The sequence below is a fragment of the Parasphingorhabdus sp. genome, assembly GCF_036568145.1.
In the GTDB taxonomy this organism is placed as follows: domain Bacteria; phylum Pseudomonadota; class Alphaproteobacteria; order Sphingomonadales; family Sphingomonadaceae; genus Parasphingorhabdus.
Genome location: NZ_DATCTC010000020.1, coordinates 51,562 through 69,046, shown reverse-complemented (window position 1 = coordinate 69,046; position 17,485 = coordinate 51,562). Strand labels below are relative to the sequence as shown.

Genomic DNA, 17,485 nt, shown 5'->3' with positions numbered 1-17,485 from the left:
CGCGGATGATGATAGCGTGGATAACCGCTCCGATGGTCTGCGCTCCATCGCGATTTCGGATATCCGGCCCAATCCCGACCAGCCCCGGCAGGTGTTTGATAATGAGGCACTGGACGAGCTGGCCGACAGCATGAAAGAGCGGGGCGTTATTCAGCCGATTGTTGTGCGCCCGCTTGGCAAAACATTCCAGATTGTTGCCGGTGAACGCCGCTGGAGAGCTGCCCAGCGCGCCCGTCTGCACCATGTTCCGGCAATTGTCCGTACTCTCAATGATGCTGAAACACTGGAAATAGCGATTGTCGAGAATGTCCAGCGGCGCGATTTGAACGCTGTTGAAGAAGCCGAAGCCTATGTGAAGCTGAAAGATGATTTCGGCCATAGCCAGGCAAAGCTGGCCGAATTGGTAGGTAAATCCCGCAGCCATATCGCCAATTTGATGCGGCTGCTCGATCTTCCGGAATCGGTACGGGCGCTGGTTGGTGAAGAAAAGCTCACCATGGGCCATGCCCGTGCGCTGATAAATGCCCCCGATCCCGAAGCATTGGCAGAACAGATTGTAAAAAACGGGCTTTCTGTGCGTGATACCGAAAAACTGGTGCGTAAAGCGCTTGGTGGATCGCAGCGTAAGGCCAAGAAGCTGTCGACCGGAAACAGCGCAGGCGACGCCGATATTCGCGCGGTGGAAAGTCATTTGGGTGACTTGCTGGGACTGAAAGTAGCGATCCAGTCCAAGGGCCAAACGGGCGGCGGATCAATGACGATCAATTATAGCAATCTCGACCAGCTTGACCTGATTTGCCAACGCCTGACCGGTGAGCATATCTAGGGTTTTTATCCTATTTGGATAAGGCTACTTATATAATTCCACCAGATACCGTATTCACGCCTACGCGGGAATCCAGCTTATTTCTGCAAGGTTTAGATAGCTGGATTCCCGCCTGCGCGGGAATGACGGTTAAAGCTAGAAATCTAGCTCAAGCCGGAACTAAATCCAGCATTTTCAGGGCAATCTCCTTCGCTGCCTTATAACCGGGCTTGCCATTGGCTGCGCGGGGAACATCATCGATCACCAGAAACGAACGCGGCGTCTTGTAATCGGCCAGCCTGCTGCGAATATGGCTATGGAGCGCATCCTCATCCAAGCAGCATCCATCGGATAAGGATAAAACCGCAGTAATTTTTTCACCAAATCGGTCATCCGGAACACCAACCACCAAGCAGTCATAAACGCTATCGTGCGTTTTCAACGCTTCCTCGACCTCTTCGGGAAAAATCTTCTCCCCGCCGCTGTTGATACAGACCGATCCGCGGCCCAGAAGGGTCACGCTTCCATCCGCTTCCACCATGGCATAGTCACCGGGAATCGAATAGCGGACGCCGTTAAATGTCCTGAATGTCGCGGCGCTTTTCTCGGCGTCCTTATAATAGCCCAGCGGCACCATACCACCATTGCAGATCAGCCCTATTTCACCGGAGCCGGGCTTCACTTCCCTGCCGTCCTCGGTCAGAATCTTGGTGGTTTCGGCCATTTCAAAGCTTGCGGTGCGGTCAATTGCGGTGGTTTCGCGGGTTGTGACCGATGATCCCATGCTGCCTTCGGTCGATCCCATGCTGTCAATTATGGCCATTTCGATATTGTCGAGCAGGCCCTTTTTAACCTCTGCGGACCACATCACGCCGGATGAGCTCATCATCTGCAACGATGACAGGTCATAAGGCGTGCCAGCGGTTTTTGCTTCATTCAGGGCGGCGAGCATGGGTTTGGCAAATACGTCGCCGACAATGGTGATGTCTGTCGCTTTTTCAGCATCGGCCAGTTTCCACAATGCATGCGGATCGAAATGCCTGTTGTTGAACAGGATGACACAGCCACCCAGCGCATGGGGAATCATCGCGCCTATCCACATCCCGGTGCCGTGCATGATCGGGCAAGCGGGGATAGACCGCCCGGAAGCTCCAGCGGAATGTAATGCGCGGACCAGTGGTCCAAAGCCGTCCGCTCCTTCCGGTATCGTCATCTCCCGCATCTCGAAACCCTTGGTAAACAGGGCGCGTGAAAAGGTCTTGTGATCATACATCACGCCTTTTGGCATGCCGGTCGTGCCGCCGGTATAGAGCATGTACAGATCGTCATCGGATCGGGGAATGACGGGCATGGGGTCCGCGGAATTCAGCGCCGTTTCATAGTCAACGGCACCTGTCATATGTTCACCCGAACCGTCGTCAATTTCCAGAAACAGCTTCACCTGCGTGAGCTGGTCGCGGATGGCGGCTACACGCGGTGCAAATTGTGCATGATAAACCAATGCCTCGCTGTCGCTATTGTTGATGACATGGGTCAGCTCCGCCTCAAGATAGCGGTAATTGACATTCACCGGACAGATACGGGCTTTGAAAGCGGCAAATTGCGCTTCCATATATTCGGCGCAATTATAGGCATAAATGGCAATCTTTGCGCCGGGTTTCAGGCCATGATCGGTAAGAACCCGGGCCAATTTGGCTGCGCGCTGTTCATATTCGGACCAGCTATAGCGCTTGGCCCCATCAACTATCGCGGGCTTGTCGGGAATTGCTCCGGCAATATTTTCCCAGATATCGGCCATGTGCCAGCTCATCAGCATCTCTCCTTCTTTGGTCCATTTGTGATCCCATTAGGTTGAGCATAGCCGGAAAATGCCAGTCTACAATAGTAGGAATCTACATTGATGTAAGCAGGATTGATGTAAGCCCGATAGAACTAGCTCTCCACTCTTGCGCGGGCACCGGGTGCGGGCGGTTTCTCTGCTGCTCCGGCAAAACATTGTGCAATCTCCATCCACCGGGCTGCATTGGGGCCTGTGACGCTAAGGTCGGTATCGGCAATATTGCGGGTCTGGGTCACGACCTGGCAGAATTGCTCGGCCAGCCCTTCAATCTTCTCGCCTGTATCCGGATCGCCATATTCCCAGATTTCACCGGACGGAGCCGTCAGCTTGAGATAGGGCACCGGCTGGGGGGCTTCTTCACGATTGACCTTGAACGACCAGCCATAGGTGTTGAGGCCGATCATCACGATATTGCGGATGCGATCGTGATTTTCGCGTTTCAGTCCCAGAACATCATAAATGGCCTGTGCATGGGCCCAGTTTTCCATCAAGCGGGCGGTAATAGATGACCGCGCACTCATCGACGGACCGGCCCATTCAACCCGCATCGCAGGGTCGGCGGCTTCAAATTCAGGGGCCATTTTCCGATAGAAATCACGCCATGTATCGATGAGCGCGGCGCCGGACAGATGATCCAGATAATCCGCCTCGAAATAGCGCATCGACGTGCGGCCTTGCTTGGCATGGTCTTTCATTCCGGCCATGGCCTGTTTGAAGAATTCGTGGAACTTCGCGGGCTCGGTCAGCGACCAGTAAGCGGCCATGTTCCAGATATGAAGGTGGCGCAAAATCGCGTTGATAGACCAGTCCTTGAAGGCGGTTTTCTGTTCCAGCTGTTCGTCGGAAAGGTCCTTGACCAGCGCATATATGGCTTCGCTTTCGTCGAGAAAATCCTGTGCCTGCTCTATCATTTGTGCCCCGTCATCCTGTTGTTTCATCCTCTTCTTCGGCGACGATCTCCATTATCAGATCATCGGCTGCTATTTGTTTCCCTGCTATTGCCGCAACGGTTTCGACAGTGCCATCTATTTCTGCCAGAATTTCATGCTGCATCTTCATCGCTTCGAGCACGGCCAGCTTGTCGCCTTTGGCCACAACGGCGCCTTGCTCGACCAGAATCTCAAGCAACAGGCCGTGCATTGGCGCGACCACAGTGCCGCCGCCTGCCATATCTTCCATGGCGCTGAGCCCCGTCATGTCGGTGACGGATAGCGACCGCTTAGCCAGAGAGAGGTGCAGATTGCGGCCATGGGTGTGATAAATTACACTGACAGTCCGGCCATTGACCCGCAGTTTGGCGCTGTCCTGTGCGATGGAGAGCAGTTCGATATCCGCTTCCTGCCCCGCGCCCTCAACCCGGTAATGGCCCGGACTGGCGACATGGACATGGATAGTGCCATTGCTGCCTGTCGCTTCGCCTAGTTGCGCATATTGGGCCACGGTTTGCAGATTTGCGGTGCTCGACCAATCGAGCAATTCCGGATTGACGTTCAGCGCCAGTTTGTGCGCGGATTGCTGGCGCAGCTTGTGTTGCATCACCGCAGCAATGGCAAAAATGTCAAAACCATGCGGGCCAAGATCAACGCCATCTTCGCCATAATTTTCGGCGATGAAAGCGGTGGTGGCCTTGCCTTCGACAAAATCCGGCTTGTCCAGCGCATCGATCAGGAAGTCGCGGTTTGTTTTGGGGCCAAAAAGGGCCGTTTCAGCCAGCGCCTTGACCATTTGCCGCCTGGCATCTTCGCGGGTTGCGCCGTGCGTGATAATTTTGGCGACCATACTGTCGTAAAAGGGGGACACCTCGCCGCCGGTAGCTATGCCACTATCAATGCGGGCATTTTGCGCGGGATGCCACAGGTCGATATGGCCGGTGCTGGGCAGGAAGTCGTCGGCAGGATCTTCGGCATAAAGCCGCACTTCCATGGCATGACCGGTGAGCGTGACGTCACTTTGCGCAATGCCCAGCGGTTCGCCTTGCGCGACTTTCAGTTGCAGCGCGACAAGATCAAGTCCGGTAATTTCCTCGGTCACCGGATGTTCGACCTGAAGGCGGGTATTCATTTCGAGGAAATAGAAACTGCCGGACTGGTCGAGCAGAAATTCAACCGTCCCCGCACCGCGATAATCGACTGCGCGCGCGGCTTCCACTGCCGCTGCGCCCATTTCGGCGCGAAGCTCCGGCGTCATGACCGGGCAGGGGGCTTCCTCTATCACCTTTTGATGGCGGCGCTGGACCGAGCAGTCCCGCTCGCCCAGGTGAATGATATTGCCATGGGCATCGGCGAAAACCTGAATCTCGACATGGCGCGGCTTGATGATCGCTTTTTCCAGGATCAGCTCGCCATTGCCAAAAGCGTTTTCCGCCTCTGAACGTGCAAGTTTGATCGCGTTTGGAACGTCTTTTTGATCGTGGACCAGTCGCATGCCGCGCCCGCCGCCGCCGGCCGCCGCCTTGACCATCAGGGGCACACCGATTTTTTCCGCTTCTGACACCAAGGTGGCATCGGACTGGTCATCATCCTGATAACCGGGGACGCAGGGCACTCCGGCGGCGATCATCGCGCGTTTGGAGCGGGCTTTGTCGCCCATCACGTCAATCGCCTTTTCCGGCGGACCGACAAAGATGATACCGGCATCGGCGCAGGCTTGTGAAAAAGCCGCATTTTCGGACAGGAAGCCATAGCCGGGGTGGATGGCATCGGCGCCGCTGTCTTTGGCGGCCTGAATAATCCTGTCGATTAACAGATAGGATTCATTGACTGGTGAAGGGCCGATATGCACGGCGTCATCCGCCATCCGGACATGCGGTGCATCGGCATCGGCATCGGAATAGACCGCAACGGTTTTTATGCCCTGCGCTTTTGCCGTGCGCATCACGCGGCAGGCAATTTCACCGCGATTGGCAATAAGGAGTGTGGATATTCGTGTCATCTCTTGTTCCTTATTCCGGTTTCACAAACCAACTGGGTTTGCGCTTTTCAAAGAAGGAGGCGACGCCCTCTCTCGCCTCGTCGCTGACCATGCGGTCGGCAAAATTCTCGGCGGCTAAGCGGATGACTTCCTCACGCGGTTTACCCGCAATCTGAATGAGCAATTCTTTGGTTGCCGCGACCGCGCCGGGCGCTGCGCCAAGCACCTGCTTGCGAAGCTGCATCTCGATCTCTTCCAGCCCCGCCACATCATCGGCGATAAAATCTGCAAAGCCCAAATTGTGCGCCTCTGTTCCGTCAAAGCGCGCAGCGGTCAGCATCAACCGGCGGCCCGTGGCATAGCCGAGTTTTTGAATCACAAAGGGAGAGATTTGCGCCGGGGTCACACCAATCGCGGTTTCGGTCATGGCAAAGCGCGCACCGGATTCGCAGATGACGACATCGGCGCAGCAGGACAGGCCAAAGCCGCCCGCCATTGCCGCTCCCTCGATCAGGACGATCACCACTTGCGGGGCGGTGTTGACCAGGTCGAATATCTCGGCGGCGCCTATCGACATTGTAATCGTAGCCTCACGATTGCCGCTCCCTGCATTAGCGCCCTGAAAATTCTCTTTGAAATTTTTCAGATCGGCACCGGCGCAAAACACACCGCCGCGCCCGCGCAGAGTGATGCCGCGAACCGTCCGATCGTCACGAACGCTTTTTAAGACAGCGGCCAGATCTGCCACCAATGCGTCGCTCAAGGCGTTGCGATTATCCGGCTGGTTGAACCAGATGGTCAGCCAACCTTGCTTTAGGTCCAGTTCTAGCGTGCGGGTTTCAGGAAGATTTGTCATATCCGCGCTACTCCGAAAGCATTGGGGTGAAGGGTGCGGTTCTGTGCCTCGAATATGGTTTCTAGGGCAAAGCCCAGCACCTTGCGCGTGTCGCGCGGGTCTATCACACCATGGTCAAGCACACGGCCAGAGGTAAAGAATGCGCTTTCCTGATATTCGAAAATATCCCTGATACGCTGGTTTTGCCGCGCAATGGCTTCTTCGTCGGGTTCCTCGCCCTTGCGCTGTGCCTGCACCCGCGCGACATGGCTCATCGTATTGGCCGCAGAGGCACCCGCCATCACGCCGGTTTTGGCATTGGGCCATGAAAATAGAAAATCGGGTTCAAAAGCGACGCCGCTCATCCCGTAATTGCCCGCGCCAAAGCTCGCCCCGATATAAAGCGCCAGTTTCGGGACGCGGACATTGGACACGGCCTGAATCATTTTGCTGCCGAGTTTTATCATCCCCTTATGCTCGGACTCGGTGCCGACAATATAGCCGGTGGTGTTGTTCAGGAAAATGATTGGCAGTTCGGACTGGTCACAGAGCTGAAAAAAGTGGGTGGCTTTGGCCGCCGCTTCCGGGTCGAACGGACCGTTATTGCCGATCAGTCCGACCGAATGGCCCATGATGCTGGCCTGCATACAGACGGTTCCGGGGCCATATCGGCTTTTGAATTCTTCAAAATCTGACCCATCGACAAACCGTGCGGCGACTTCGCGCACATCATAGGGGATGGTGTAATCGACTGGCACGGTGCCTGCGATCTCATCTATGTCATATAGCGGTTCTGCATAATCATTCTGCCGGATCGGCGTGCTATTCTTGTTCCAGTCCAGCCGTCCCATGGTGTCACGCGCAATTTCAATGCCGTGGGCATCGTCATCGGCCAGATATTCGATGGTACCGGTCGTGCTGGCATGCATTTCGGTGCCGCCCAGTTCGCGGTCGTCGGCCACTTCGCCGGTTGCAGCATGGACCAGCGCCGCCCCGCCCAGTGCCGCCATGCCGTTGTCACGCACACCGATCACATAATCGGACATGCCCGGCATATAAGCGCCGCCAGCGGTCGAGGGGCCGTGCAGCACCACCATAGTCGGGATACCCGCCGCGCTGAGCCACGCAAGGTTGCGGAACAGCATTCCGCCATGGGCCCAAAGCTCGACCTTATATTCCATCAGATTCGCGCCCGCGCTTTCCACCAGATGGATGAAGGGGAGTTTCAGTTTCTGCGCCATTTTCTGTGCGCCCTTGCTGGCGTCCCAGCCCCCGGACGTTGCCGCACCGGCACGGATGCCGCTATCATCTACCCAGATCATGCAGCGCACGCCTTTGACAAAGCCGATGCCCAGAATGACACTGCCGCCCGGGATGCTGGTTTCGGGATTATCGTCTTCCAGCAGGTAATTGGCCATATTATAGAGCCGCAAAAACGGCATGCCGGGGTCAAGCAACCGGGTCAGCCGTTCATGCGGGGTAAGCTGTCCGCGCTTTTCAAAGGTCGGACGGCGTTTTTCCGATGCGGCGATAGCGCGTTGTTCCAAAGAGCGTAACTGGTCAATCAGCGCCAGCATATCCTTGCGGTTCTGGTTAAAGCTGTCGGAGCTGGTGGAGATTTTTGATTTAAACTGGGGCATGATCAAAGCGCCTTGGGTTCAGGGTGTAAGTGCAAGAGGGATTGCGGAATGGAAACGGGAGCGGCGAGCAGGATCTGGGCATAGCTTTTGCCCTGCGGATCATTGCGTAGAGAAGCGACCCCGCCGCCGCCCAAAATGTCGTGGAGCAGAAAGTTTATTGCGCCTGTGCCGGGTAAATAGAAACGCTCGACGCTGCCCGGATTATCGGGACGGGCAAGAAAATGGGCAAAGCGTTCGCGCACCATGTCCTCGCTCAGTGCATGCCATATCCATGGAGCAAAATTCCTGTCGCGCGGTAATATGCCGATATTGGACTTGTCACCCTTGTCCCCTGACCGCCCCCAGGCAAGCTGGATCAGTGGCACTTGTGTCATTGCTTCACGGCTTTCGGGTAAGGCCGGCGGGGCAGGGCGGCTCAGGGTGGCCGGGTCAAAGCGTATTCCCGGCGCTCCTGTAACGGCATGGACCACGTCCTCGGTTTCCACCGAAACCGGCACTTGTGATTTCGGCACCAGAAGCGAGAACAGCCGCACCACGGGCGAAGGCTTTGGACGGCTGCCCGCAAACAGGGACAGGCCCGGCGGCGTGGCCAGCCCCATGCCGGTCGCTTCCTTCAGCAATAGCATTGCCGCTTTTGGATCGCGGTGTTTGACCCCGATTTTAAGGACGGCCTCCCGCGTGTCCGGGCTTTGACCAAAGGCACCATAATGGCTGTCATCGCCAAAAAGCTCCACCAGCACATCGTCAAAATCACCGGCATTTGAAGCGCGCAATTTTGCGCGCGTGCGTTTGAGCGCATTGGCGGCGAAACTCTCCGCCTTCTTTCTGGCATCCATACCGATGAAGAAAAACGGAACGACCAGTTTCCAGCCGTCCGAATAGGTCGCGCAGATTTTATATGTATCGGGGGCTGCATGGCCGGTGGCACCCGAAACCGATACCCGGTCCTCGCCAACCTGCTGCAATATCACATTGCTGAAATCGCATATCACATCGGGCAGGATGTAGGCCTGTGGATCGCCGATCTCATAGAGCATCTGTTCCCCGACCGTGCCGATATTGACGATACCGCCCGTGCCGTCCGGCTTGGCGGCGATAAAGCTGCCGTCTCTGGCAATCTCCGCTATCGGATATCCGGGATTGTCCATGCCGTCCGCGACGCTTTCCCAGTCGGTGAAATTGCCGCCTGTCGCCTGTGGCCCGCATTCCAGTATATGACCGGCAAGGCTGCCCCCCGCGAGGCAGTCGAGATCATCGCCGCTCCAGCCAAATGCATGGATGCACGCGCCCAGTGTCACCGCGCTGTCAACACAGCGGCCGGTGATGACAATATCCGCGCCCTCATCAAGCGCCGTCGCAATCGGAAAAGCGCCCAGATAGGCATTGATACTGGCGATATTGTCCGGATCGGGGAATGGTTCACCCGAAAACATTTCATGACAGTCCGCAAACTCCGCGGCGCGGGATGTCAGGTCGTCGCCCGTCACCACGGCTACGGTAAGGTCCAGCCCCGCATCGGCAATTACCGCGCGCACCGCCGCTGCACAGGCCGCCGGATTGGTGCCGCCAGCGTTTGAGATCAGCTTGATTTTCTGTTCGGCAATCGCGCTTATATGGGGTTTTATCACCGCAGAGACGAAATCGGTCGCATAGCCCATATCCGGATTTTTGGCCCGCGCACGCGCCATGATCGACATGGTTATTTCGGCCAGATAGTCGAAAACGATATAGTCGAGCGGCTGTCCGTTTTGGGCGGCCGCCAGAAACTGAGGCACAGCCATGTCGGATTCGCCCCAGAAACCACTGGCTCCGCCAATCCGGATGATCTTGTCATTTGACACAGCGACTCTCCTATGGCTAATTGAATAGCATTCGGTATTTTCGAGTCAAGCTCAATAAGGAACGATCTGTTGGCCAAAGCAGATATTGCGGAAACCCGGCGCGCAAAGATTGAGCGCAAGGAACAGGCGATCCTGAACGCCGCGCGCGAAATTTTCGTAGCGCATGGTTTTGACGGCGCACGGATGTCTGAAATCGCCCGCCGTGCAGGCATTGGTGAAGGTACCATCTACAGCTATTACGAATCCAAGGCAGAATTGATGCTGGCGGTGTTGCAGCAATTCTGGGATGGCCTGACTCTGGAAGCCGAAGCGGTCATGGCGTCAACCTCAGCAGAAGGGTTTTTTGACCGTCTACAGGCGCTGGCCGAATATCATCTGGGCACGGTGATTGCGAATGCCGACTTTATCAACCTGACCTTTGCGTTGCGGCGTAACAACAGCGAGGTCACTGTGTCACGCGAGCATCTGCGCCAATATGTTGCGGTGTTTGACCGATTGTTCCTGCGCGGTCAGGATCGCGGAGAGATACGGCAGGGCGCCATCTTGTGGCAGGCCCGCGATGTGTTTTACGGCACGCTGGAATATAGCGCACGCTCGATTGAAATGACGATGGGCGCCGACCGCAACGAGCGGGAGCAAAAGCCGGTGGTTGACCAGATGGTAGCGTTGTTCCGCGCGCACTACGGGGCAAAGCAAGCTGCAGTCAGAACCGATGATATGGTGCTGGACCGATTGACCGTGAAACTGGACCAGCTTTGCGAGAAAGTTGATAAACTGGACCAGCGCCTTTCCCGATAGGGGGGAGCTGCAGCAATCCCCCGACCCTTTTATAAAATATAAAGCCCCGTCATGCTGAACTTGTTTCAGCATCCATAGTGCCTTTATGAACGGCGGTATTTGGATTGCGATGGACCCTGAAACAAGTTCAGGGTGACGAAGGGGAATGAAATCAGCTTCAGTTCCACCTGGCACGATGGAGATTCCCGCCTGCGCGGGAATGACGATTGGTTAAATATCCCTAATATATTTGGCCTCACGCCGCCTTGTAAAAGCTTTCGCCCGCATCGGCTTTTGCACGAAAACTCATTGGCGGTTTGAACCGTTCGCCATATTTCTGGGCAAGCTGGTCTGCGGTGCGCACGAAATTATCGACGCCGATCGTGTCGATATGGCTCATCGGTCCGCCGGTCCATGGTGCAAAGCCCCATCCGAATATCGCGCCAAGGTCCGCAGATTGCGGATCGGACACCACGCCCTCGTCATAACACTGCGCCGTGGCGATAAGCTGAATATACATCAGGCGCTGTTTGACTTGCTCGACCGACGGCTGGTCTTCGGCAAGCGGGAAATGCTCGGCCAGACCGGGCCACAGCTTTTTGGAACCATCGTCGCTATATTCATAGAAACCACCACCAAAACGGCGGCCCCGGCGGTCGATTTTATGGATCATGGTTTCCATCAATTCCTCGGTCCCGCTGGGAACATAGGCGTCGCCCATTTCCTGCTTGGTTGCCGTCATAATGTCATAGCCAAGCTGCAACGTGGTTTCGTCAACCACGGCAAGCGGGCCGATGGGCATACCCATGGCAATGGCGGCATTTTCAATCAGCGCCGGTTTCACGCCTTCGGCAACCATCAGCATTGCCTCGTTCGCATAAGGCGGGAATACGCGGTTGGTGTAGAAACCACGTACATCCTTGACCACAATCGGGGTTTTGCGGATTTTGGCGTTATAATCAATTGCGGCAGCCAGTGCTTTGTCACCGGTTTTTTCCCCCGGAATAATTTCCAGCAGCGGCATTTTCTCAACCGGAGAGAAAAAGTGCATGCCGATAAACTGGTCGGGACGCTCGCTGTTCTTGGCAAGGCCGGTAATGGGCAGGGTCGATGTGTTGGAAGCGAACACGACGTCCTTGCCGATCACCGCTTCGGTTTTCTTGATTACGTCGGCTTTGACATCGGGGCGTTCAAAAACCGCTTCGATGATAAGATCCACGTCTTTCAGGTCGTCATAATTGTCGGTCGGGGTAATCCGCGCCATGAAAGCATCGGCTTTTTCCTGTGTCATCTTGCCGCGCTTCACGCCTTTATCGACAATTTTCTGGCTGTAATCGATGGCCTTTTGCGCTTCTTCCATATTGCGGTCGAGGACGATGACATTCATGCCGCCTTTTGCCGTGACATGAGTGATGCCGGACCCCATCAACCCGGCGCCAAGAACGCCGACGGTCTTGATTTCGGTGGGCGGAACATCTTTCGGGCGGGCCGCGCCCTTTTCAGCGGCCTGTTTGTTGATGAACAAGGTGCGGATCATGTTCTTGGCTTGCGGGCCGGACAATAGCTTGGTGAAATATTTCGATTCCACGCGCAGGGCAGTGTCGATGGGCAGCATAGACCCTTCGTAAAGGCAGGACAGGATCGCCTTGACCGCATCATAATTGCCCTTGCTCTGTTTCAGCGCCATCGCGGACGAGCCAAGGTAAAGCGGAACCGCGCGCGGGTCCATGGACCCGGCACCGCCGGGGAATTTCCATCCCTTTTTATCCCAGGGTGCGGAGGCTTTCGGATTGGCCTTTACCCATGCCTTGGCCTTGGCAACCACGTCTTCAACGGGCACGACTTCATCCACAATTTTCTGCGCCAGAGCGGCCTGCGGGCTCATCGGCTGACCCATCATGACCGCCATGCCGCCTGCTTGCAGCCCCGCAAGGCGCGGCAAACGCTGTGTTCCGCCGCCGCCCGGTAACAGGCCAAGCTGCACTTCGGGAAGGCCGAGTTGCAGTTTCGGATTGTCGGCACAGACACGGTAATGGCAAGCCAGAGCCAGTTCCAAACCGCCGCCCAGGGCAAGCCCGTTGATCGCACAGGCCACAGGCTTTGCGTGGGCGCTGCCTTTCAGCAGGTCTTTCGCGCTATGGCCGCCGGTTTCCATTTTCCGCAAAAGGCCGTTCAGCGCCCAAGCCTGATCAAAAGCCTCTTTCATTGTTTCGGCTTTGGATGAACCCAGCATGTTAAGATCTGCACCGGCCAGGAAACCGGAAGCCTTGCCAGATGTAATCACCGCGCCTTTTATGGCTTCATTGGCAATCAGGTCATCAACAAATTTCGCAAAGTCCGTCATCAGGTCCTGGTTCCAGACGTTCATCGTCTGGCCGGGAAGGTCAATGGTGACAAGAGCAATGCCGTCATTATCAATTTCGACGGTGAGTGATTCATAGGTCATGGATTTTGTCCTGCTAGATATGGGATGACGACAACCGGGGCTATCGCACCGTTCAGTTTACCCGCTCGATAATCGTGGCAATGCCCATGCCGCCGCCGATGCACAGCGTTGACAAGGAGGTTTGCTTGTTTGTGCGTTCCAGCTCGTCCAGAGCCGTGCCAAGGATCATCGCGCCGGTCGCACCCAAAGGATGGCCCATCGCAATGGCACCGCCGTTCACGTTTATATCGCCATGATCGACATTCATCGCGTCCATGAAACGCAGGACAACCGCGGCAAACGCCTCGTTCAATTCCCACAGGTCAATGTCGCTGACTTCCATGCCGGCCCGTTTCAATGCTTTTTGCGCGGCAAATTCGGGGCCGGTGAGCATGATGGTCGGCTCTGATCCAATCGCGGCCATGGATACGATCCGCGCCCGTGGTTTCAGGCCATATTTCGCGCCCACTTCTTCGTTTCCGATCAAGACCGCTGCCGCACCATCGACAATTCCGGAGCTGTTACCGGCATGGTGGACATGGTTGATTTTCTCGACATCGGGATGTTTCAGGATCGCGACATCGTTAAAGCCGGGCATATGTTCGCCCATCATCTGGAACGCGGGTTGAAGCGCGCCCAATGACTGCATATCGGTTTCGGGACGCATCAGCTCGTCATGGTCCAGCACGATTTCGCCAATCACGTCCCGGATCGGAAGGATTGATTTGGCAAAGCGCTTTTCTTCCCAGCTTTTGGCAGCGCGTTTCTGGCTCTCCACTGCATAGGCGTCCACATCATCGCGGCTATAGCCATATTTGGTCGCGATCAGGTCGGCTGAAATGCCTTGCGGTACAAAATATTCCTGAAAGACCAGCGAAGGGTCCGCCATGCCGCCAAGCCCGTCACTACCCATGGGCACGCGTGACATGGATTCGACGCCGCCGCCAATCGCAAGATCGGCCTCTCCGGATTTGATTTTGCCCGCCGCGATGTTCACCGCTTCCAGACCGGAACCGCAGAAACGGTTGACCTGAATGGCGGAGGTGGTGTCCGCAAATCCGGCTTTCAGCGCCGCCATCCGGCTGATAACCGCGCCTTGCTCACCGACCGGAGTGACACAGCCATAGGCAATATCCTCAACCTCATGGCCGTCCAGTTCGTTGCGGTCATTAATGGATGCAAGCACCTGGGCCGCCAGATCAAGAGAAGTTATTTCGTGCAGACTGCCGTCACTGCGGCCTTTGCCGCGGGGGCTGCGCACGGCATCATAGATATAGGCTTCGGTCATAGGACTTCCTTTTCGCGTTCACATGGGCGGTAGCAGCTTGATAAGACAATATTATTGCTGCGCTGCACCACAGTCAAGCAGTTTACGTAAACGTAAATTAAGGGCGGGCGACTCAGCTTAGCCTGAATGCCCTTTTAACCTAACCTATACCGATCAGATCCCTATTCAAGGATGCTTTGATACTTCTGGCTAAAGACATCACGGCCAACGATATAGCGCATGATCTCGCTACTACCGGCATAGATCCGGCTCATCCGGGCATCGGTGAAGATGCGGCTGATTTCATATTCCTTCATATAGCCCGATCCGCCATGAAGTTGCAGACCCAGATCGGCCATTTCCCATTCGATCTCGCTGCCCAGCATCTTGCCCTTGGCTGCCATATTGGCTGTTAGCCCGCCCTGATTATGAACCGCGACGCAGTGATCGACATAGACCTGCAGCATGTCGATCTTGGCATCCATCTCTGCCATTTTGAACTGCGTGTTCTGCATATCGGACAGCTTCTTGCCAAAGACGTCCCGTTCCATGACATAATCGCGCGTAATGTCAAAAGCGCGGCGAGCTGTGGCTGCATAGCCGACCATGGCGATCAACCGTTCTTCGGCCAGCCCTTCCATCAAGTGGATAAAGCCTTTGCCCGCTGTGCCGAGCTGGTTTTCCTTGGGAATCTTGACATTGTTAAAGAACAGTTCTGCCGTATCTTGCGCGTGCAGACCGATTTTATCCAGATTCTGGCCGCGATCGAACCCTTCCATGCCGCGTTCGGCAATCAGCAGCACCATCGAATGCCTGTCATCCACTCCGGCGATTTTGGCAGCGACAATCACGACATCGGCGTTAATGCCGTTCGAGATAAAGGTTTTGGACCCGTTGAGCAGCCAATGATCGCCCATGTCTTTGGCAGTGGTTTTCATGCCAGACAAATCGCTACCCGCGCCCGGTTCTGTCATCGCCACGGCCAGAATGGTTTCCCCGCTCACACATTTGGGCAGAAAACGCGCGCGCTGTTCGTCATTTCCGATATTCTTGAAATAGGTTCCGACCAAGCGGCTGTGCAGGGTATTATACCATTCGGAACAACCCGCTCTGGCGGTTTCCTCGATGATGATCTGTTCATAGCGGAAATCATCGTCGCCCATCCCGCCATATTTCTCGTCCGGCCAGATCATCAGGAAGCCCATATCACCCGCTTTTTTGAAAATCTCGCGGTCAACAATCCCCGCCTCGCGGAATTTATCCATATGCGGTGCCACTTCATCGGCCAGAAAACGCCGATAGGCATCGCGGAACATATGTTGTTCTTCGGTAAAATTACGCATGGGTGTCATCCTTCGATATATCTGACAAATAGCAATATGATTATCAGGGGCGATATAGAATCGGTCTTAACCGGTCAATTAAAACATGTTGGAAGGCTGTACCCTTTCCTTGTTGGCCGTTGCAATTGTTTGAAAAGGCTTGTTAAGGAACCCCATGGCAAAAAGCGAAGACAGACCGTTCATACTGGGCATTGGCGGCACAACCAACCCGGACTCCTCAACCGAGCAGGCCTTGGCCATCGCGCTAAAGGCGGCATCGGATGCGGGTGCGGAGACTCAGCTATTCGGGTCGGAAAAGCTTTGCGCTTTGCCGCACTATCTGTCCGATCCCGCAGGATTGAACGAAACGGGCAAGTATCTGGTAGATGCGGTCCGGCGCGCCGACGGCATTATATTGGCTAGTCCCGGCTATCATGGCACCATCTCTGGACTGGTGAAAAATGCCGTTGACTATATCGAGGAAACGGCTGCCGATGAGCGGGTGTATCTTGACGGCCTGCCGGTTGGGCTGATCGCCACCGCTTACGGGTGGCAGGCGACCGGTTCCACTTTGGCGGCGATGCGTTCGATTGTCCATGCGCTGCGCGGCTGGCCCACACCGCTGGGTGTCGGCATCAACGCATCTGGCGGGATATTCCGGGGCGGTGTTTGTGCGGATGAAGGCGTGAATACACAGCTCCGCATTGTTGCAGAGCAGGTGATGCGCGGTTCCCATCGCCGGGAACTTAACGAATAGACCTTTTATTCGGGCGGCAAATTACCGTAAAAGTCACGGTACCAGCTGACAAACCGCTTAAGTCCGTCTTCCAGCATGACCTTTGGTTCATAGCCGGTAAGCGCGTGCAGTTTGGACACATCGGCATAGGTTGCGGTAACATCGCCGGGCTGCATGGGGCGCATGATCTTCCGGGCTTCCATTCCCAGTGCCTGCTCCAGTGTTTCGATCATTTCCTTAAGGCCAACGGGCCGGCTGTCACCGATATTCAAAACGCGGTGATCGCCCGGCTGAGGTGGATTGTCGAGCGCGCCGATGATGCCATCGACAATATCGTCGATATAGGTAAAGTCACGGGCCATTTTGCCTTCGCCGTAAACTTCGATAGCCTCTCCCGCGAGGATCTTTCTGGTGAAACTGAAATAGGCCATATCCGGGCGCCCCCACGGTCCATATACCGTGAAAAAACGCAGGCCGGTTTGAGGAAACCCATATAGTCTCGCATAGGATGCGCTCATCAATTCGCATGAGCGTTTGGTGGCCGCATAAAGCGACACCGGGTCCATGGCGGGTTCTTCCTCGGTAAAACCTTTGCCGCCCATGGGTTTGTCACCATAAACCGAACTGGAAGACGCATAGACCAGATGCTGGAACCCGGGGGCGTGACGGCTGGCCTCGAGCAGGCTCAAATGGCCTTGCAGGTTCGACTTTTGATAAGCAAACGGGTTTTCGATACTATAGCGCACCCCGGCTTGGGCGGCGAGATGGACGATGCGTTTCACGGCTTCATCCTGCACCAGTTTAAGGATTCCTTCGTTATCGGAGACATCCATTTCCGCAAACCGGAACCCCCGCAAGCCGCGCAGGTTATCAAGCCGGGCGGCCTTTAACCCGGGGTCATAATAATCGTTCAGATTATCAATGCCGATGACATGCTCACCGCGCTCTATCAATTTGCGGGACAGTGCATGGCCGATAAACCCCGCCGCGCCCGTGACCAATACAGGATCGGACTTTGCTTTGAGATCATCCTGTTTGCTTGTCATTTCGTCCCTTTGTTCAGCGATTAACATTATGTCTTGCGGTT

13 protein-coding genes are annotated in these 17,485 nt (G+C 55.7%); 3 read left to right on the top strand and 10 right to left on the bottom strand.

What is annotated here, in order from left to right:
- A partial coding sequence (locus tag VIN76_RS07225; protein ID WP_332041159.1) for a ParB/RepB/Spo0J family partition protein occupies positions 1-826 on the top strand: 826 nt, incomplete at its 5' end.
- Between the two features lie 148 nt (positions 827-974).
- Here VIN76_RS07225 and VIN76_RS07220 read toward each other — a convergent pair.
- The 6 genes from VIN76_RS07220 to VIN76_RS07195 all read right to left on the bottom strand — a co-directional run bounded on the left by VIN76_RS07220 (position 975) and on the right by VIN76_RS07195 (position 9,871).
- Positions 975-2,615: an acyl-CoA synthetase gene (locus tag VIN76_RS07220; protein WP_332041158.1), complete on the bottom strand. Its 1,641-nt coding sequence runs from the start codon at positions 2,613-2,615 to the stop codon at positions 975-977.
- 122 nt (positions 2,616-2,737) lie between these two features.
- On the bottom strand, positions 2,738-3,583 hold the full coding sequence (locus tag VIN76_RS07215) for a TIGR03084 family metal-binding protein (RefSeq protein WP_332041157.1): 846 nt from the start codon (positions 3,581-3,583) through the stop codon (positions 2,738-2,740).
- Positions 3,567-5,576: an acetyl-CoA carboxylase biotin carboxylase subunit gene (locus VIN76_RS07210; RefSeq protein WP_332041156.1), complete on the bottom strand. Its 2,010-nt coding sequence runs from the start codon at positions 5,574-5,576 to the stop codon at positions 3,567-3,569. The genes VIN76_RS07215 and VIN76_RS07210 overlap by 17 nt, the downstream gene beginning before the upstream one ends.
- Positions 5,577-5,586: 10 nt before the next feature.
- On the bottom strand, positions 5,587-6,411 hold the full coding sequence (locus tag VIN76_RS07205) for an enoyl-CoA hydratase/isomerase family protein (protein WP_332041155.1): 825 nt from the start codon (positions 6,409-6,411) through the stop codon (positions 5,587-5,589).
- On the bottom strand, positions 6,408-8,030 hold the full coding sequence (locus VIN76_RS07200; protein ID WP_332041154.1) for an acyl-CoA carboxylase subunit beta: 1,623 nt from the start codon (positions 8,028-8,030) through the stop codon (positions 6,408-6,410). The genes VIN76_RS07205 and VIN76_RS07200 overlap by 4 nt, the downstream gene beginning before the upstream one ends.
- A gap of 2 nt (positions 8,031-8,032) precedes the next feature.
- Positions 8,033-9,871, bottom strand: a complete 1,839-nt coding sequence (locus VIN76_RS07195) for an acyclic terpene utilization AtuA family protein (RefSeq protein WP_332041153.1) — start codon at positions 9,869-9,871, stop codon at positions 8,033-8,035.
- Between the two features lie 69 nt (positions 9,872-9,940).
- Between VIN76_RS07195 and VIN76_RS07190 the strand changes: the two genes are divergently transcribed.
- Positions 9,941-10,669 carry a TetR/AcrR family transcriptional regulator gene (locus tag VIN76_RS07190; protein ID WP_332041152.1) on the top strand — a complete coding sequence of 243 codons (729 nt, stop codon included), beginning with the start codon at positions 9,941-9,943 and terminating at the stop codon, positions 10,667-10,669.
- A 235-nt stretch (positions 10,670-10,904) separates the two neighbouring features.
- On the opposite strand, the gene VIN76_RS07185 is transcribed toward VIN76_RS07190, so the two are convergent.
- The 3 genes from VIN76_RS07185 to VIN76_RS07175 form a co-directional block, all read right to left on the bottom strand.
- A complete protein-coding gene (locus tag VIN76_RS07185; RefSeq protein WP_332041151.1) occupies positions 10,905-13,094 on the bottom strand; it encodes a 3-hydroxyacyl-CoA dehydrogenase NAD-binding domain-containing protein in 2,190 nt (729 codons plus the stop codon).
- A 52-nt stretch (positions 13,095-13,146) separates the two neighbouring features.
- Positions 13,147-14,361, bottom strand: a complete 1,215-nt coding sequence (locus VIN76_RS07180) for an acetyl-CoA C-acetyltransferase (RefSeq protein WP_332041150.1) — start codon at positions 14,359-14,361, stop codon at positions 13,147-13,149.
- A gap of 161 nt (positions 14,362-14,522) precedes the next feature.
- The gene (locus VIN76_RS07175; RefSeq protein ID WP_332041149.1) at positions 14,523-15,683 is read right to left on the bottom strand and encodes an acyl-CoA dehydrogenase family protein; all 1,161 of its coding nucleotides are present in this window, start codon (positions 15,681-15,683) and stop codon (positions 14,523-14,525) included.
- Between the two features lie 154 nt (positions 15,684-15,837).
- Between VIN76_RS07175 and VIN76_RS07170 the strand changes: the two genes are divergently transcribed.
- A complete protein-coding gene (locus VIN76_RS07170) occupies positions 15,838-16,419 on the top strand; it encodes an NADPH-dependent FMN reductase (RefSeq protein WP_332041148.1) in 582 nt (193 codons plus the stop codon).
- Positions 16,420-16,424: 5 nt separating this feature from the next.
- Here VIN76_RS07170 and VIN76_RS07165 read toward each other — a convergent pair whose 3' ends face one another.
- Positions 16,425-17,444: an NAD-dependent epimerase/dehydratase family protein gene (locus VIN76_RS07165; RefSeq protein WP_332041147.1), complete on the bottom strand. Its 1,020-nt coding sequence runs from the start codon at positions 17,442-17,444 to the stop codon at positions 16,425-16,427.
- Positions 17,445-17,485: the final 41 nt, after the last annotated feature.